The 16,095-nt window shown below is 71.6% G+C and carries 18 protein-coding genes, 1 pseudogene and 1 riboswitch; of the genes and pseudogenes, 1 reads left to right on the top strand and 18 read right to left on the bottom strand.

Going from position 1 to position 16,095, the window contains the following annotated elements; all coding sequences use genetic code 11:
- Positions 1-31 precede the first annotated feature (31 nt).
- The 10 genes from OJ962_RS23625 to OJ962_RS23580 all read right to left on the bottom strand — a co-directional run bounded on the left by OJ962_RS23625 (position 32) and on the right by OJ962_RS23580 (position 9,131).
- Entirely contained in the window at positions 32-1,078 is a 1,047-nt protein-coding gene (locus tag OJ962_RS23625; protein WP_270006643.1) for a M24 family metallopeptidase, read from the bottom strand.
- A complete protein-coding gene (locus tag OJ962_RS23620; RefSeq protein WP_202954228.1) occupies positions 1,075-1,509 on the bottom strand; it encodes a type II 3-dehydroquinate dehydratase in 435 nt (144 codons plus the stop codon). The genes OJ962_RS23625 and OJ962_RS23620 overlap by 4 nt, the downstream gene beginning before the upstream one ends.
- Positions 1,506-3,017, bottom strand: coding sequence for a bifunctional shikimate kinase/3-dehydroquinate synthase (locus tag OJ962_RS23615; RefSeq protein WP_202954227.1), 1,512 nt, complete (start codon positions 3,015-3,017; stop codon positions 1,506-1,508). The genes OJ962_RS23620 and OJ962_RS23615 overlap by 4 nt, the downstream gene beginning before the upstream one ends.
- The gene (gene aroC, locus OJ962_RS23610) at positions 2,999-4,171 is read right to left on the bottom strand and encodes a chorismate synthase (RefSeq protein ID WP_270006642.1); all 1,173 of its coding nucleotides are present in this window, start codon (positions 4,169-4,171) and stop codon (positions 2,999-3,001) included. Before aroC ends, OJ962_RS23615 begins: the two co-directional genes overlap by 19 nt.
- Positions 4,172-4,278: 107 nt before the next feature.
- Positions 4,279-5,073, bottom strand: a complete 795-nt coding sequence (locus OJ962_RS23605) for a hypothetical protein (protein WP_202954226.1) — start codon at positions 5,071-5,073, stop codon at positions 4,279-4,281.
- Positions 5,070-5,795 (bottom strand): hypothetical protein, encoded by a 726-nt coding sequence (locus OJ962_RS23600; protein ID WP_202954225.1) that lies wholly within the window; start codon positions 5,793-5,795, stop codon positions 5,070-5,072. The genes OJ962_RS23605 and OJ962_RS23600 overlap by 4 nt, the downstream gene beginning before the upstream one ends.
- Complete coding sequence (locus tag OJ962_RS23595; protein ID WP_202954224.1) at positions 5,792-6,625, bottom strand: PilN domain-containing protein; 834 nt, start codon at positions 6,623-6,625, stop codon at positions 5,792-5,794. The genes OJ962_RS23600 and OJ962_RS23595 overlap by 4 nt, the downstream gene beginning before the upstream one ends.
- A 54-nt stretch (positions 6,626-6,679) precedes the next feature.
- Positions 6,680-7,441, bottom strand: a complete 762-nt coding sequence (locus OJ962_RS23590; RefSeq protein WP_202954223.1) for a prepilin peptidase — start codon at positions 7,439-7,441, stop codon at positions 6,680-6,682.
- A gap of 82 nt (positions 7,442-7,523) precedes the next feature.
- Positions 7,524-8,567: a pilus assembly protein PilM gene (gene pilM, locus OJ962_RS23585; RefSeq protein WP_202954222.1), complete on the bottom strand. Its 1,044-nt coding sequence runs from the start codon at positions 8,565-8,567 to the stop codon at positions 7,524-7,526.
- A gap of 117 nt (positions 8,568-8,684) precedes the next feature.
- Positions 8,685-9,131, bottom strand: a complete 447-nt coding sequence (locus OJ962_RS23580) for a type IV pilin protein (protein WP_202954221.1) — start codon at positions 9,129-9,131, stop codon at positions 8,685-8,687.
- A gap of 80 nt (positions 9,132-9,211) precedes the next feature.
- Positions 9,212-9,295: riboswitch (cyclic di-GMP riboswitch) on the bottom strand.
- 71 nt (positions 9,296-9,366) lie between these two features.
- On the opposite strand from OJ962_RS23580, the gene OJ962_RS23575 reads away from it, so the two are divergent.
- Positions 9,367-9,759 (top strand): hypothetical protein, encoded by a 393-nt coding sequence (locus tag OJ962_RS23575; protein WP_202954220.1) that lies wholly within the window; start codon positions 9,367-9,369, stop codon positions 9,757-9,759.
- On the opposite strand, the gene OJ962_RS23570 is transcribed toward OJ962_RS23575, so the two are convergent.
- The 8 genes and pseudogenes from OJ962_RS23570 to OJ962_RS23535 form a co-directional block, all read right to left on the bottom strand.
- Positions 9,760-11,352: a hypothetical protein gene (locus OJ962_RS23570; protein WP_202954219.1), complete on the bottom strand. Its 1,593-nt coding sequence runs from the start codon at positions 11,350-11,352 to the stop codon at positions 9,760-9,762.
- Positions 11,353-11,387: 35 nt separating this feature from the next.
- A complete protein-coding gene (locus OJ962_RS23565; RefSeq protein ID WP_202954218.1) occupies positions 11,388-12,146 on the bottom strand; it encodes a prepilin-type N-terminal cleavage/methylation domain-containing protein in 759 nt (252 codons plus the stop codon).
- Complete coding sequence (locus tag OJ962_RS23560; RefSeq protein ID WP_202954217.1) at positions 12,146-13,708, bottom strand: carboxypeptidase-like regulatory domain-containing protein; 1,563 nt, start codon at positions 13,706-13,708, stop codon at positions 12,146-12,148. The genes OJ962_RS23565 and OJ962_RS23560 overlap by 1 nt, the downstream gene beginning before the upstream one ends.
- Before the next feature lie 50 nt (positions 13,709-13,758).
- A complete protein-coding gene (locus OJ962_RS23555) occupies positions 13,759-14,184 on the bottom strand; it encodes a type IV pilin protein (protein WP_202954216.1) in 426 nt (141 codons plus the stop codon).
- A 35-nt stretch (positions 14,185-14,219) separates the two neighbouring features.
- Positions 14,220-14,399 carry a hypothetical protein gene (locus OJ962_RS23550; protein ID WP_202954215.1) on the bottom strand — a complete coding sequence of 60 codons (180 nt, stop codon included), beginning with the start codon at positions 14,397-14,399 and terminating at the stop codon, positions 14,220-14,222.
- A 16-nt stretch (positions 14,400-14,415) separates the two neighbouring features.
- Positions 14,416-15,078 (bottom strand): hypothetical protein, encoded by a 663-nt coding sequence (locus OJ962_RS23545; RefSeq protein WP_202954214.1) that lies wholly within the window; start codon positions 15,076-15,078, stop codon positions 14,416-14,418.
- Positions 15,078-15,584, bottom strand: a complete 507-nt coding sequence (locus OJ962_RS23540) for an arsinothricin resistance N-acetyltransferase ArsN1 family A (RefSeq protein WP_202954213.1) — start codon at positions 15,582-15,584, stop codon at positions 15,078-15,080. The genes OJ962_RS23545 and OJ962_RS23540 overlap by 1 nt, the downstream gene beginning before the upstream one ends.
- A pseudogene (locus OJ962_RS23535) lies at positions 15,581-16,095 on the bottom strand (hypothetical protein); the annotation flags it as partial. The pseudogene OJ962_RS23535 and the gene OJ962_RS23540, both read right to left, overlap by 4 nt.

Below are 16,095 nucleotides of genomic sequence, written 5' to 3'. Positions count from 1 at the left end.
GCCTTGAGCCGTGGTCGGTGGGGTGATGACCCTAGTCGGCGGTCAGGAGTTCCTTCGACGCGTGCGAGAGCACGTCCCGTCCGCTCTCGGTGACGACCACGAGATCCTCGATCCGCACACCGCCCACGCCTGGCACGTAGACGCCCGGCTCGACGGTGACGACGTGCCCCGGCTCCAGCGCCACCTCCGCGGTGCGCGCCAGGCGCGGCGCCTCGTGGGTGACGAGGCCGACGCCATGCCCCAGCCCGTGCCCGAAGTGGTCGCCGTGGCCGGCGGCGGTGATGATGTCGCGTGCGACGGCGTCGAGCTCGCGCCCGAGCGGGCCGGGCCGGACCTCATCCAGTGCCGTCACCTGCGCGCGCAGCACCAGCGCGTGGATCTCGGCCAGCTCGTCCGACACGTCGCCCGTCGCCCACGTGCGCGTGCAGTCCGAGCAGTAGCCGTCGAGCACCGCGCCGATGTCGATCGTGACGAGCGTGTCGCGCGCGATCTCGACCTCGCGCGGCTGCGCGTGCGGCAGCGCGCCGTGCTCGGCGGACGCGACGATGGACGGGAACGACGGCCCCGACGCGCCGCGCACGCGCATCTCGTGCTCGAGCGCGACGGCGACGTCACGCTCCGTGCGGCCGACGAGCCCGACCTCGAGCAGCCAGCCGTAGATCTCGTCCACGAGCGCGGCGGCCGCGGAGATGCGCAGGATCTCCCCCGGCTCCTTGACCGCCCGCACGCCTTCGACCACGCTCGCCAGCGGCACCAGCTCGACGTCCGGCAGCAGCTCCCCCAGCCGCCGGTGCTGCTTGACCGACAGGTGCGCGTCGTCGAACCCGAGCCGCCCCGAGAACCCCTTCAACGCGGCGAACAGCTCCTGCGGCCCCTGCTCGCGGTCGAAGTCGGGCACCTCGAGCTTGGCCTGCTCGACGTAACGGAAGTCGGTGACGAAGCGACGCACGTCGCGCCCGACCACCGCGAACCCGTTCGAGCCCGTGAAACCGGTGACGTAGCGCAGGTTCGCCGGCTCGGTCACCAGCAGCGCGTCGACCTGGTCCACCTTCCCGGCCACCCGGTCCGCGCGGCTCACCACGCCTCCTTGAGCAGCGCCAGCGCGTCGCGGTAGCCGTCCGGCCCGCGACCGGAGACCTTGCCGGCGCGCACGCCCTCCAGCACCGACACCTGCCGGAATGCCTCGCGGGCGTCCACGTCGCTCAGGTGCACCTCGATCGTCGGCAGCCCGGCGATCTCCACCGCGTCGCGCAGCGACCACGCGTAGTGCGTCCACGCGCCCGGGTTGATGACGATCCCGTCCGCGTAGTCGGGCGTCTTGTGCAGCTCCTCGACGAACTCGCCCTCGTGGTTGGACTGAAAGCACGCCACGGTCAAGCCGAGCTCGCGCCCGAAGGCGGTGATCCGCTGCTCGAGCTGCGTGTAGGTGAGCCCGCCATAGTGCTGCGCCGGGCGCCGGTCCAGCGCGTCGAGGTTGATCCCGTGCAGGACGGCGACGCGGTGCTTCATCGCAGCTCCCGGACGGCGGCGCGGACGTCGCCCTCGTCCATCGGCACGCCCGTCCGCACGTCACCGGGCGCCTCCACCACGACGAAGCCCACGCGCCCGCCGCGGCGCTTCTTGTCGCGCTGGGCGGCGGCGATGATCGCGTCCTCGTCGATGCCGGCGTCCACGCGCGTCGGCAGCCCGTGCGTCTCCAGCAGCTCGGCGACCTCGGCCCGCAGGCCGTCCTGGCCGGACAGCCTGAGCGCCGCGAGCAGCCCCAGCCCGACCGCCTCGCCGTGCCGGTAGCGCGCGTAGCCCGTGGCAGTCTCGATCGCGTGGCCGACGGTGTGGCCGAGGTTGAGCACCTGCCGGCGCCCGGCGTCGCGCTCGTCGCGCGCGACCACGGCCAGCTTGGTGCGCGCGCACGCCAGCACCAGGTCGCGGTCCACGTCCTGCGCCCCGCGGCGCACACGCGCCCACAGCGGCCCGCCGGCGATCAGCGCCGTCTTGATCACCTCGGCCCAGCCCGCGGCGAGCTCCTCGCGCGGCAAGGTCGACAGCGTCCGCGGGTCCGCGAGCACCGCCCGCGGCTGGTGATACGCGCCCACGTAGTTCTTGCCCTCGGGCAGGTCCACGCCGGTCTTTCCGCCGTAGGCCGAATCGACCTGCGCCACCAGCGTCGTCGGCACCTGCACCACGCCGACGCCGCGCTGGTAGACCGCCGCGCAGAACCCGGCCACGTCGCCCACGACCCCGCCACCCAAAGCGGCGACGTGGTCGTCATGGTCCATCCCGGCCGCAGCCACGGCGCGCAGCAGCACCTCGGCGTTGGCGAGCGTCTTGGCCTCCTCGCCCGCGGGCATGACGAACGGGCCGAGCGCGTCGGGCACGCGGTCGCCGTACAGCGGCGCGACCGACTCGTCCGAGAGCAGGAAGCGGCGACCCCGCAGCGGCCAGAACGCGCCGTCCAGGACGTCGCCGACGTACACGGGGTAGGTGTGCTCGCCCGCGACGGCCCAGATGACCTTCACGCCGCCCGGGATCCGCCGCAGCGCCCCCGCCGCGCGCCGGATCGTCTCCGCGCTGCCGTCCAGCAGCACCGCGTCGGCCAGCGCCTCGTACTGGGGCGCGCGCTCGGCGTGCAGTGCCGCGAAGCGCTCGCGGTCGCGCGCCAGCGGGCGCTTCTTGCCGCCCGCGCGGCGCCACGCCGTCGGCTCGTCGACGTCGAGCATCACGACCGTGTGCCGGGTCAGCAGGTCGCGCACCCGGGCCGAGGTGATCGACCCGCCGCCGAGCGAGATCACCGGCGCCGGCACCGTCTCCAGCACCTCGGCGACGACGTCTTCCTCGACCTCGCGGAACGCGCGCTCGCCGTGCGAGGCGAAGTACTCCTCGATCGAGGTGCCGAGCCGCTGCTCGAGCTCGCGGTCGGTGTCGACCGCGCGCACGCCGAGCGCCGCGGCCGCCGCACGGGCGCCGGTCGTCTTGCCGGCGCCCATGAAGCCGATGAAGACTAGGGCCGAGGCTTCCATCCGATTCGCGAGCAGTATGCGCTCACGGCGGCCTTCACGTCGTCGATGTGGTCGCCGCCGAACTTGTCCCGGTACGCGCCCGCGAGCACGATCGCGAGCATCGCCTCCCCCACGACGCCCGCGGCCGGGACGACGCAGGAGTCGGTGCGCTCGCGCAGCGCCTGCGAGGGCTCCTTGGTCGCGATGTCGACCGAGCGCAGTGGCTTGGTCAGCGTCGGGATCGGCTTCATCGCGACGCGCGCCACCAGCGGCTCGCCCGTCGTCATGCCGCCCTCGAGCCCGCCGGACCGGTTGGTCTCGCGGTAGTAGCCGCGCTCGGAGGAGTAGAAGATCTCGTCGTGGGCCTCCGAGCCGGGGCGCCCCGCGAGGTCGAACCCGTCGCCGAGCCCGACGCCCTTCGCCGCCTGAATCGACAGCAGCGCGCCCGCGATCAGCCCGTCCATCCGCTGCGTCCAGGACACGTGCGAGCCCAGCCCGGGCACGAGCCCGTACGCGCGCAGCTCGAAGATCCCGCCGATCGACTCGTTCTGCTTGCGCAGGACGTTGATCTCGTTGACCATCGCCTTCGTCGCCTCGGCGTCCAGGCAGCGGACGGGCGACTCGTCGACGGCGTCGAAGTCCGCCAGCACCGGCTCGTCCGAGCGCTCCGGCGCGCGCACCGACCCGATCTGGGTGACGTGCGAAACCACGGACACGCCCAGCGCCCGCAAGAACTCCTTGGCCAGCGCCCCGCCGGCCACGCGTGCGGCCGTCTCGCGCGCGGAGGCCCGCTCGAGCACGTTGCGGACGTCCGTGAAACCGAACTTCTGCACGCCCGCGAGGTCCGCGTGCCCCGGGCGCGGCAGGTGCACCTCGGGCACGGCGTTCTCCACCGGCCACGGGTTCATCCGCTCTTCCCAGTTCTTGTAGTCGCGGTTGGCGACCTGAAGCGCGATCGGCCCGCCCAGCGTCCGTCCGTGACGGACGCCCGAGGTGACGGACGCGGCGTCCTTCTCGATCTTCATCCGCCCACCTCGGCCGTGGCCGAGCTGGCGGCGCGCGAGGTCGCGATCGATCGCTTCCTGAGAGAGCTGCAAGCCCGCGGGCAGGCCCTCCACGATGGTGGTGAGGCCCGGCCCGTGTGATTCGCCGGCGGTGACGACGTGCAATGGCACGCGGGAGATCCTAGAAAGGGCGAAGGCGGGCACAGGGCCCGCCTTCCGCATCCTCGGCTCCCGCCGCAGATTTTCCCCAGGGGGCTGCCGCCCCCCGGACCCCCCGCTCAGCGGTTGATCTTCACGAGGTCGAGCTGGTACTGCGCGTCGGTCTCCTCGCCGGTGTCCTTGACCGTGATGAAGACGGTCTCGCCGGCGCGCAGCCGCACGATCCGGCAGTCCGTGGGCGAGGGCTCGCACTCGCCGTCGCCCTCGACCGTCGCGTTGCCGGTGAGCTCGAAGACCGCGATCTTGCCCTTCTTCTCGAGGCCCTGGAAGACGACCACCGGGTTCTCTTCGTCCGGGAGGACGGAGAGCTCCTCCACCGTGACGGCGGGCAGCTCGTCGGCCGTGGTCTCCTCGACGCGCGTGAAGCGCACGCGCACCGAGTTGTCCGGCGCCGGCGTCGGCGTGGCGGTCGGGGTGGGCGTCGCCACGGGAGCGCTCGGCTCGGACGCACCGCCGCCGGCGTCACCCGAACCGGTGGACGGCTCGGTCTTGGCGCTGTCGGTCTCGGTCGCCGCCGGCTCGGTCTTCGCCGTCGAGGTCTTCGTCGCTTTCTTGGTCTTCTTCTTCTTGGCCTTGGGCAGCGGCGCCGGCTCGAACGGGTCCTTCTCGGCCCCCAGCGCACGATGGCGCTTGCTCGTCGCATCTTCCTCGAGAGCGCTGTCCTCGGTGGCGGCGGTCACGTAGGTCGCGGGCAGGCCCTCGACCTGCGCCTGGGCGTTCGCGGGAGCGGGAGTGACCTCCGGCTCCTTCGCGAGGAACATCGGCACCGCCACCAGCGCGCCCACCAGGAGCAGCGCGACGGGCCACAGCTTGCGCCGGACCAGCCCGCGCCAGGTATCGGTGATCAGGTTCATCGGATCTCGGTCCCGCCCTGGCCGTCCGTGGCGGCCGGCGTCGTGGTGGTCGTGGTCGTGGTCGACGTCTGGGTGGAGCCCGTGCCGGCGGTCGTGCCGCCGTTGACGTCGGTCGTCTCCGGGACGATGTAGGCGCTCGCGCCGACCTGCGCCTGCAGGCCGGGCCAGCCGCTCTCGGCGGGCGCGAGCGTGAGGTTCTCGATGCGGACGAGGCGACCGTTGACCTCGATCTTGTCGCCCTTGAGCGTGACGAAGCGCTCCATGCGGGCGAGGAAGTCGCCCAGGGACGCGAACGTGCCGGTGAAGCCGAACGCGAACGGCATGGCGGAGAACGCGCCGGCGTTCACGGCGCCCGGCGTCGTGCTGGCCTCGGTGGACGAGGACGAGCCGCCGCCACCGTTGACGTTCACAGTGTCGAAGTCGACGCCGGCGCGCTTGGCGGACGTGTCGAGCTGGACCAGCAGCGAGCGCGTGTCGTCGTCGGTCGGGACGGCCTTGCCGAGGCGGACGACCGTCTCGTAGTTGACCTTGTAGGCCTTCTGGGCGCCGCGGTAGGTGCTCACCAGCGCCTGGGACTGCGCCAGCTGCGCCTGGGCCACCGCGATCTGCTCGTCGAGGTCGGCGACCTGCGCGCGCTTGGGCGCCAGGGCCATCTTCCAGTAGCCGCCCACGGCGAGCAGCGCCACGACGGCCACGAGCAGCATCTTGTAGGTACGGCTCACTTCGTCGCCCCGTCGGTCGTGGTGGTGGTCGTGGTGGTGCCGTCGGTGCTGCTGGTCCCGGGCGTGGCCGTGGCCGTGGCGGTGGCGCTGGGCGCGGGCGTGGGGGTCTCGCTGACCGAGCCGGTCGCGGTGACCGGCGTCACGCCGACCTTGGCGGCGTCGCCCTCGAAGAACATGACCAGCTCGAACGCCGGGCGCTTGCCCGAGCCGCACGGCATCGACACGCGCCGGGAGCGCTCGGTGCCGTCGGACGAGGCCTCGACCTTCTCGGCCGTGGAGCTCGACAGCGAGACGCGCGTGACGCCGTCGATGTCGCGCAGGCGCGCCATCAGGCGAGCGACCTGCGTCTGGCCCGGGGCGCAGCCGGTGAGCGTGATGGCGGGCGCGGAGATCGCGCCGCGGAGCGTGCCGCCCTGGCCGCCGGCGTCGGTCGAGATGTCACCGCTGAGCTGCCTGAGCGTCACGTCCTGCGGGATGGCGCGCGAAAGGTCGCGCAGCGCCTGCTCCCAGTCGAAGCGCGAGCCGGCGAGGTCGCGAACGGTCTGGACGCGGGCCTTGGCGGCGGCGTCGAAGTCCGCGTACGGCTTGAGCTGGGCGACCTGCGCCTGGAGCGCCTGCTGCTGCTGAGCGGCGTGATCGAGGTCGGCCTGGCGCTGCTTGATGGTGTTGTCGGTCAGGACGAGGCCCGCCACGCCTGCCACGCAGGCGGCGAGCACGCCGACGACGACGAATGCACCCGTGCCGCCCTTGGCCTCCGGGCCAACGGCAAGCTCGGCGGACGACTTGGACGCGCCGCGCGTGTCGGGAGGAAGGAGGTTGACGGCTTTCACGTCCCTGGTATCGGCAGCGCGAGATCGCGTCTTGAACCAGGTAGGGCCGCCACCCTAGGTGAACGTATCCAGGTACCAGTCGACGAGCTCGTCGCCGGCGAACAGGCCGACGAGGCTGCCGAACGCGAGCCACGGGCCGAACGGGATGCCCTTCTTGCGGCCCTCGGCCATCCCGTAGCGCGCGATGATCGCGCCGCCGATCAGCGTGCCGGCGATCAGCGCGGCGAAGATCGCGGGGACGACCGCCCGGCCCAGCAACAGGCCCATCACCGCCGCCAGCTTGACGTCGCCCATGCCCATGCCGGCCGGGTAGACAATCGCGGCCAGCAGGAAGAACCCGCCGGCGGCCACGGCCGCGATCAGATGCTCGACGAGCGAATCCGAGTTGAACGCGATCAGCAGCGCCACCGCTCCGACCGCCCCGATCAGTGTCAGGACGTTCGGGATGATGTGGTGCTCGAGGTCGATCAGCGTGATCGGGACGAGTAACAGGACGAACAGCAGCGGCGCCCACACGTCATTGTCGGCGCCGTAGACGAGCACGCACAAGGCGCACAGCACGCCCGTGAGCGCCTCGATGATCGGGTAGCGCGGCGAGATCCTCGCCCCGCACGCCCGGCACTTGCCGCGCAGCCACAGCCAGCCCAGCACGGGCACGTTGTCGTAGGGCTTGATCGGCGTCCCGCACTCGGGGCAGCGCGACGGCGGGTGCAGCACGGACTCCTTGCGCGGCAGCCGATAGGCCACCACGTTCAGGAAGGAGCCGATGATCGCTCCGAAGACCGCGGCCGCCGCGGCCGCCACACCGACGCTCATTGCGAAATCGCTACCGAGGGATTCCCTGACGGCACACGCTCATGCGGCGTGCAGTGTGGCGGACGGCGGCAAGCGGTGCGTTCTAGGGCCGCTCGGCAACGGCGAGGCCGGCGGCGATGGTGAGGCGCCCGGCGTTCTCGGTGTCGTCGGTGTGCTCGACCACGCGCGCCTCCAGCGGCAGGTGCAGCGCCTCGCTGAGCTTCTCGACGAAGCCCGGGATCGCGATCGCCGGGCCGGTCACGACGCCCAGATCCACGGGCTGCGCCGCGTCCTGCGTGCGGTAGAAGTTCAGCGACGTGCGGATCCCGTCGGCGAGCTCGCGCACGCCGTCCTCGAGCGCGGACCGCGTGGCCGACACGAGGTCCATGTCGCCTTCGACGCCGTCCAGCGGCGCGACGAGGCCGACGTGCGACATCCACGCGCGGGCGTGCTCGAGCGTGAGCCCGCGCCGGTCGGCGAGCGAGTGGGCGATCGTCTCCACGCCACCCGCCGAAGCGCGCGTGAACAGGCAGGCGTCCTTGGTCGCCACGGCCACGTTGGTCAGGCCGCCGACGTTGATGTAGAGGACCGCGCCCTCATGCTCGGACGCGAGCGCGCGGACCATGCCGAACGCGGACAGGTCGATCCCCGCGATCTCCAGGCCGGCGCCGTCGACGGCGGCGGCGACGCGCTCGACCATCTCCTTGCGGACGGCGACGACGACGACGCGCGTGCGCGGGCCGAGCGGCGTCTCGACCGTGCCGAGCGACTGGAAGTCCAGGACGGCTTCCTCCATCGGCATCGGGATGTGGTCGGGCGCGGCCTCCTTGACGGCCGCGCTCAGCGCCTTGGGATCGTCGATCACCGTCGGCAGGTCGAGCGTGCGCACGACGATGCGCTGGTGGGCGATGCCCAGCCGGACCGTCTTGGGCAGCTCGTTGTCGGCGAAGAGCGTCTTCAGCGCCTCCGCCAGGGCGATGGGGTCGGCGACCTCGCCGTCGCGGATCACGCCGGGCTCGAGCTCGGCGACCGCACCGCGGGTCAGCGTGAGGGTGCCTTCGACGCTGACTTCAGCGGCGGCAAGATGGCCCGCGTCGAGCTCGAGCCCGACGACGCTGCTCTGGGGGGAACGCTTTTTACGGAACACGATCAATTCATCGTCATACCCGCTGTCCGACTTGATACAGCCTGGACCCGAGCGCTTAAACGAACGAAGCGGGCCCGAGGGCCCGCTTCGCGGAGGAACATCAGATGGTGTCGGGGACTACCAGCTGCCGGAGGTGGGGCAGCCGCCCTTGCCCTTGACCGCGCCGGTCTTGGTGGCGCAGGTGCGGGACACGGTGCCCGCCGCGTTGACGATCTTGAACGTGTTCACGTTCGAGCCCTTGGACTCGACGGAGATGGTGTAGCCGTCGGCGCCCTTGGCCTCGATCTTGAGCGTGGCGGCGTTGTTGAGCGCCGGCTCGATCTTCTTGAGCTCGGCCTCGGTGACGTCGGTGTAGGACTGGTTGTCCGTGTACCAGGTCTCCATCGCGGTCTGGGCGGTGCGGACGTCGCTCTTGGCGGTCGAGTCCTGCGCCTTCTCGCGCTGGTTGAGGAACGCGGGGAGGGCGATCGCGGCGAGGACGCCGATGATCAGGATGACGACCAGGAGCTCGATGAGCGTGAAGCCCTTCTCGTCCTGCATACGCGCGCGAAGCTTGTGGAGCATGTGGGATGTCCCTCCTGAAGGGATCGTTGGGCCTGTAAGGCGGTTGTGTCTTGCCAGGTCCTCGGTCCCGTTCTGCCGGAAGTGGCAGCCCGGCCGACTCCAGATCCGCTGGAGCCCCGATGGCTTTGCGTCTCGCCCTCGCGGGCGATTTGCCTTTTGACACCTCGGTCTGGCTAGTCCCTGTATCGGCACCCCGTGCGAGCAGCTTTACCCCCGTCTAACCTCACATGGGGTGATGACCCGACGGATGACGCTCCTGGTGCTCGCGATCGTGGGTCTGATGGTCCTCGTGGTCACCGTGTCGCCGCCGCGGACGGCCCAACGCGGCACTGCGGGGCCCTCCTCCACGCCGGGCGCGCTGCTCTCCGACCCCGACGAGTTCGACGTCACGGCGACGCTCTCGGCCGACGGCGACGCGAGCCCCCAGACCATCGAGGCCACGCTCGGCGACGACGTGGAGATCGTCGTAGAAGGCGAAGGGCCGGGGCGCGTCGCGCTCACCGGCCTTCAGTCCGACGTCTTCGAGACCGGCCTGCCGGCCCGCTTCACGCTGATGGCGGAGACGCCGGGCACCTACCCGCTGCTCGTCGACGACGAGCGGCAGATCGGCACCCTGACGATCCGTTAGCTACCCGACGACCTCGTGCGTGCGCACGGGGTTCCAGGCCGACTCGTCCGGCACGAGGAAGTACGGCGGACTGCGGAACCGGAACCGGTCGTCGTACCAGTAGTTCTTGGCGTAGCCCGTGGCGATGCTCGCGCCCGAGCCGGTGCCCACCGGACCGCGGTACTTCTGCACGATCGCTCCGTTGACGGTCAGCTTGCTCAGCGCCGGGCCGCAGTTGTGGTTGTCGACGATGAACGAGTGCTGCAGGGCGAGGATCGCGGCCTCGATCGTCACGTTGTTCAGCACCGGGGACAGGTTGGACTTGCAGTCCGAGGCCACGCGATGCGAGACGCGCACGAAGTTGTTGGCGATCAGCCCGAGGGTCGCGCTGTCGGTCCCGACCTGGGTGATGTTCGCGTCCGTCGGCGAGGTGGACGACGTCGGGCGGATGATCACGTCGTTGGCCGCGGCGATCGTCAGCGGCCGCGAGTAGGTCCCGCTCACGTAGACGTTGCCGCAACTGGCCGGCTCGTTGTAGTCGGCCGCGGTCGGGAACTCCGGCTCGCACGAGTTGCCGTTCTTGACGTAGAGCACGCCGTTGGTCGGCCATGTCTTGGTCGTCGTGGTCCCGTTGTTGGTGACGTCCATGACCGTGCCGCGCAGGCGGATCGACGTCACGCCCGTGTAGAGGTTGCCGCTGTTGGCCGCATAGGTCGCCAGCTCCGAGTTCGAGGACGGCAGCATCAGCCGCTTCGCGCGGGTGACGAACTTGCGCTGGCCACCGGCGGTCTGGATGACCGGGGTGTTCGCGCAGCCGCTGCCGTTCGGGTTGGCCACGTAACCCTCGGGCGGGCCGGACACCTCGACGGTGTCGGTCAGCGTCGCCCGGCTCGAGCCGTCCTGGTTCTTCGTGCGGCCGAACACCGGCGAGCCGCAGATGAAGAGGTTCTCGTCGTTGGTGTGCAACGGGCCGTTGATGGAGTCGCCGGTCGCGAACTGGATCTCGGCGCAGCCCTTGCCCGCACGCGCCGAGCGGTAGCGGTTGGCGCAGTTGGTGGTCTGCTTGGCCCGGTCGGTGGCGCTCGCGAAGGCCGCGGGATCGAGGTTCTCGTAGTCCGTGAAGTAGATGTAGTTCAGGAACGAGTCACGCGCGTAGGTGACGATCAGCGTCCGCGGGCGCGGGTCGCCCTTGCGCGAGCGAGCCGTGATCTTGATCCGGAACGTCCCGGTCTCGAGATCGATGAACGACTCCTGCTTGTTCGGGATGCACTCGTCGTAGCCGGCGGCCGGGATCAGCTCGATCGTGTACTCCTCCGAGCTGTTCGGGAGCGAGCGCCACACGCGCGGGTCCGGGCCCTCGCCGTCCCACAGCTGGTTGATCGGGTTCTTGGTCGGGTCCGTGGAGTCCAGCGGGCCGAGCGTGTCGCACTTGGTCCAGAAATCCGGGTCCTGACGCAGCCGGTTCAGGTAGTAGTCGGCACCGGCCTCGGCGCCGGACTGCGAGGCCTTGCGGTCTTGGGCGATCGCCGAGAGCCGCATGTCACCCGTGACGGCCACGTACGACGCGGCGACGAACATCGAGATGATGAACATCGCCATGACCGTCAGGATCATGGAGAAGCCGTGCTCGGCCCGGCTGTCGATACGTCCTAGTAGGCCTTGCATTGCGGGTTCACCTGGTCGGGGTTGTTCGGGGTGAAGGTGCGCACGTAGACGCTGTTCTCGAGCACGGTGGAGCCCGCGCGCTGGCCGCGGTTGTTGAGTGCGCGGTAGCTGATCTCGATCCGCGCGACGTCGTTGAGCTCGTCCGCCGTGAGTGCGCGGTTCTGCAGGGGCGCGATCTCCTCGGTCGGCTCCTTGAGCGTCGCGGTGGTGTTCGGATACCGGAAGTAGCGGAAGACGACCGGCAGCGTGTTGGCCGGCGCGTCGGCGAAGTACGTCGCGGCGACGTTGCCCAGGATCCGCCGCGTGGTGCCGGCGGTGCCGTAGACGACGTAGCCGACCGAGTCACGCGTGCCCTTGGTCACCGTTTCGGTGAGCGCCCGCGTGACCGGGTCGAAGGCGATCTTGCGCAGGTCCGGTGCCGGTAGCTGGCCGCTGGTGTTGAGCGTCTCGTCGCTGAAGTCGGCGTAGACGGAGATCGACGTCGGCGAGGCGGCGTCGATCGTGCGGCCCTCCGCCGCACCGGCGCGCTGCGTGCACACCTGCGAGCGCAGCTGGCGCGTGATCTGGTCCATGGCCGTGCGGGCGCGCTGAGTCGTGTCGACGCGCGTACTGATGTCGGCCGAGCGGCGCATGACGACCTCCACCAGCGAGAAGACCGCGAACGAGACGATCAGACCGATCGTCATCGCGGTCAGCACCTCGATGAGCGTGAAGCCGCGTTCCTCGGTGCGCAGGCGGCGCATCAGCAGCCCGCCGGCCGGGTCGTGGTCCAGAGCGGCGCGACGGTGCTCGAGCCCGTGCCGGTGGTGCGCGGCGGGATCTCCATCGTGTCGGCGCGGCCGCTCGGGTTCGTGTTGTCGTAGGTCGGCGCGACCGGCGCGGAGGCGGTGCCGTTGGCCCACCAGCGGGAGGGGCTGGTCGCGCCGTCGCGCAGGCAGAGGCGGTAGACGCCGAACGGCATCCCCGGGTCGAACTCGCCGGTGGCGCTGGGCTGCCAGACGTAGCCCGTCGCCGTCATGCCCGCGGGCGTGGTCGGTTGCTCGCCCCAGACGGCGGTCGGCCACGACGCCAGCCGCATCGTCATGTTCGTGATGTCGGTGCAGCTGTCGCCGCTCGGGGCCGGCAGCGTCAGCTTGAGCTCGAGCTGGCTCGCGGCGGCGTCGAAGGTCGCCGGCGGCGTGTTCGTCGACGAGCCGGCGCGCACGCGCAGGTTCAGGGCGGGCTGGTAGACCGTCGCGCTCTGCGGCTGGAACGCCGCCGGGTCTCCCTTGACGACCGCGGCCGGGTTCGTGGTCTCGAAGTAGTTCTGGTTGAGCGTCGGGTTCGCCTTGGTCGGGCTCTGGTAGACGCAGGCGCCGGCGAAGAACGCGTACGAGGACTCGAACGGGAACAGGCCGGTCGGCTTGATGTTGCTCGTGAACCCGCCGGCGCTGGGCGCGTAGGCGCGCAGCGAGCCGGCGGAGGCGGCGTTGTCGGCGACGCTGTCGGCCTTCGAGGGCCGGCTCGCGGTGGTCGTGGAGAAGGTCGCGCCCGGTTTGATCGTCTTGATGTCGACGCTCATGTTCACCGAGCGGTCGTAGATCAGCGACGTCGGGGTCACCGTGCTCGGGCTGACGGTCGCCTTCGTCTCGGTGTACTGGCTCGCCCGATCGTCGACGTAGCCGGACGTGTTGAGCGAGACCGTGTACTCGCCGATCGGGATCGAGCGGAACAGCGCGCAGCCCTTGGCATTGGTCTGCGCCGTGACGACGGCGTTGGTGGTGGCGTGCGTCGCCCGGACCGTCAGGTTCGCGACCCGCTCCGGACGCCCGGCCTTCACGCGCACGGTCAGCGTGCCGGTGCTGGCGGCGCGCGAGGCCCGCGTGGCCATCATCGACTCCACGCGCACCGGCTTCATGCGCACGCCGACGATGTTCGACGTGACCGTCGAGATCAGCTTCGCGTACTCCGTCGCCCGGTAGGACTTGTCGCCGCACGCCGGCACGCCGGTGTCGTCATCGGTGATCCACTGCACCTCGGACGTGACCGTGTAGCTGGCCTTGTCGTCGGCGACCTTGACCGCGCCGGTCTGCGGCACCTTGCCGTCGACCAGCGATTCGAAGTTGATCGAGCGCAGCCGCTCCTGATCCTGTTCGGCGAGCGCCGAGGCCTGCGCGCGGGCACGTTCGCGCGCGCTGGCGTGGCCGGCGCCGTCCAGGCCCGACAGCACCGCGAGCGCGAGCACCGCGAGCACCGCGGCGGAGACGATCACCTCGATGAGGGCGAAGCCGTCCTGGTGGCGAGCGTGGTTCATCACGTCCTTCATCGGCCGCTCCGCCACGCGGGTTGAGTGGGATGGGGTCTGGCCCGGACGCCTCACCAACGGTTGCCGCGCGCGTCCGCCGTCTCGCGGCAGCCGCCGCTGCCCGCGGGGGTGCAGTCGCGCGTGATCTCGCCGCCCTCGGCGCGCGCGATCGAGAACGTGGTGCCGCTGGCCGAGTCCACGCTGACCGTGAACGTGCGGCTCGCGCCCTCGACCCGCAGGCCGCGGGCGTCGGCGAGCGACTTCTCGACCCGCGCGAGGTCCTCCGGCGTGGCGTCCTCGAAGCCGCCGCGGTCGGTGCCGAAGGCGATCGCCGCCTTGGCCGCCGTGACGGTCGCGGCCTTCGCGCCCGTGTCCTGCGCCTTGGCCCGCTGGCCGAGCAGGGTCGGCACGGCGACGGCGGCGAGCACGCCGACGATCAGCACGACGACCATCAGTTCGACGAGCGAGTAGCCCTCTTCGGCGCGGAGGCGACGCATGCGTTCCCGGATGATCGGCCGGGAGCCGCGGCGCTTTAGCGCGGGCTGTCGGCGGGGTGGCCCTCGCGGGCCGGCGCCTGGGCGTCGCGGGTGGCGTCGAAGCGCCCGGTGCCCTCGCACCACGGGCAGCGCACGCGGTGCGGCTCGCCGCCGAGGCCGGAGATCAGCTCGCCGCTGCCGCGGCAGGCGGTGCAGGTGCCTGGATCGTGCTCCATCGGTGGTGCAGGGTACTCAGAAGCCGGGCGGGGCCACCGACGTGCCGCGCGGGGCGGGCGCGGCGGCGATGCTCGGGTCCGCCGGCCGGTCGGTCGGCAGCGACCGCCGCATCACCGGTGGGACCTCGCGATCCGTGAGCGGCCGCAGCAGCCCGTACGTGCGGAACGCGGTCTCCGCGTTGGACGGCTCGGCCGCGCGGAACAGGATGCCGGGGATCGCCGGCTCCCCGAGTGGCGAGCGGGCGATCAGCGCCTCGTAGGCCTTCGGCTCCATCGTGGGCTTGAGCTGCTCGGCCGTGAGCGGCTTGGTGAACAGGATCGCGCCCGAGGGCGCCGCGTCCTCGTCGCCCAGGACCGTGAGCGCCGAGCCGCCCGTGGTCGTCCACAGCCAGCCCTCGATGCCCTGCTCGCGCGGGACGACGCTGGTGGCGCTGAGGCGCTTGAGGATCGGGAAGCGGCCCGTGTCGCCCTTGGGCGTGGCCGGGCCGCGGTCGATCATGCCGAGGTGCAGCTGGCCGAGCGTGAGCTTGAGCGGCGTGTGGAAGAAGCCGCCGACTTCCAGGGTGGCGCCCGCGGGGTTGATCCGCAGCGCGTCCGGCGCCACGCGCCGGCCCGACTCGAACACGATCGTGAGCGACCGGCCTGCGCCGCCGCCGGCCGGAGGAGGAGCGGAAGCCATTACGGGGTGAGAGGGTAGTTGGCGGCCTCGCCGAGCAGGCGCTCCACCAGCACGGTGTCCTTCCACTCCCCGTCGAGCTGCGCGTGGCGGCGCTGGACGCCGACCTCGGTGAAGCCCGCCTTGCGGTGCAGCGCCAGCGAGGCGGCGTTGGTGGCGAACACCCGGCTCGTGAGCTTGTGGTAGCCCGCCTGGGTGGCGGCGTCCGCCAGCGCGTTCAGGAGCGCGACGCCGACGCCGCGCCCGCGCGCGGTGTGCGAGACGTACACCGTGTGCTCGCCGACGCCCGCGTACGCCGCGCGGGTGGAGTAGGCGGAGACGCGGGCGAACCCGAGGACCGCGTCGCCGTCGGTGGCGACCAGGAACGGGCGCCGGGCGGCGAGCCACTCCGCGACGTCGTCGGTGCTGCGCGGGCGCGTCTCGAACGTCGCCTGGCGCTCGGCGATCCCGTGGTTGTAGATCGCGACGATCTGCGCGGCGTCCGCGGCGGTGGCGGGTCGGATCGTCATGCCGCCGCCGTCTCGAGTTCCTCGAGCGCCTTCTCGGTCTTGGCGATCTCCGACGTCAGCTGCGCGCGGCGGCTGCGCAGCTCGGTCAGGTCGCTCGTCTGCTGGGGCAGAGCGGCGAGGGCGCGGTTCAGGTGCTCCAGACGTTCTGCCAGGGTGGCACGCGCGCCGCGGTCGAGCACGTATTCGCCCGGTCGGGCGCCCTTGCGCACCGCGGGCGAGCGCGAGATCTGGGTGAGGAACACCGCCAGCGGGTCCTTCCCCGCGACCTCGTAACCCTCACGTCGGACCAGCTCGTACCAGTCCCGGTAGTGCAGGCCGTCGCCGCCCTGGGCGATCAGGACCGCCACCGCGGTGGTGCGGATCGCAGGGCCGCGCAGGAGGGTGGGCGCGTCGTCGGCGGGGGCGGCGAGCCGCGCGGGCGCGGCGCGATGCGGCGAGTGCGCGGCGCGGCCGTCGGCGTGGGCCGGCGAGTGGGCGGCGCGGCCGTCCTCGCGGGCCGAGTGGGCGGCGC

The sequence above is a fragment of the Solirubrobacter deserti genome (assembly GCF_027587175.1).
Classification (GTDB): domain Bacteria; phylum Actinomycetota; class Thermoleophilia; order Solirubrobacterales; family Solirubrobacteraceae; genus Solirubrobacter; species Solirubrobacter deserti.
Note: the sequence above shows the minus strand (reverse complement) of the source record. Positions and strands in the feature narration are given on the sequence as shown.

Coding starts and splice junctions, on each gene's coding strand:
- OJ962_RS23620 (WP_202954228.1), bottom strand. CDS start 1,509: ATGAAGCACCGCGTCGCCGTCCTGCACGGGATCAACCTCGACGCGCTG.
- OJ962_RS23615 (WP_202954227.1), bottom strand. CDS start 3,017: ATGGAAGCCTCGGCCCTAGTCTTCATCGGCTTCATGGGCGCCGGCAAG.
- OJ962_RS23605 (WP_202954226.1), bottom strand. CDS start 5,073: ATGAACCTGATCACCGATACCTGGCGCGGGCTGGTCCGGCGCAAGCTG.
- OJ962_RS23590 (WP_202954223.1), bottom strand. CDS start 7,441: ATGAGCGTCGGTGTGGCGGCCGCGGCGGCCGCGGTCTTCGGAGCGATC.
- OJ962_RS23580 (WP_202954221.1), bottom strand. CDS start 9,131: ATGCTCCACAAGCTTCGCGCGCGTATGCAGGACGAGAAGGGCTTCACG.
- OJ962_RS23575 (WP_202954220.1), top strand. CDS start 9,367: ATGACCCGACGGATGACGCTCCTGGTGCTCGCGATCGTGGGTCTGATG.
- OJ962_RS23570 (WP_202954219.1), bottom strand. CDS start 11,352: ATGATCCTGACGGTCATGGCGATGTTCATCATCTCGATGTTCGTCGCC.
- OJ962_RS23565 (WP_202954218.1), bottom strand. CDS start 12,146: ATGCGCCGCCTGCGCACCGAGGAACGCGGCTTCACGCTCATCGAGGTG.
- OJ962_RS23560 (WP_202954217.1), bottom strand. CDS start 13,708: ATGAAGGACGTGATGAACCACGCTCGCCACCAGGACGGCTTCGCCCTC.
- OJ962_RS23555 (WP_202954216.1), bottom strand. CDS start 14,184: ATGCGTCGCCTCCGCGCCGAAGAGGGCTACTCGCTCGTCGAACTGATG.
- OJ962_RS23550 (WP_202954215.1), bottom strand. CDS start 14,399: ATGGAGCACGATCCAGGCACCTGCACCGCCTGCCGCGGCAGCGGCGAG.
- OJ962_RS23545 (WP_202954214.1), bottom strand. CDS start 15,078: ATGGCTTCCGCTCCTCCTCCGGCCGGCGGCGGCGCAGGCCGGTCGCTC.
- OJ962_RS23540 (WP_202954213.1), bottom strand. CDS start 15,584: ATGACGATCCGACCCGCCACCGCCGCGGACGCCGCGCAGATCGTCGCG.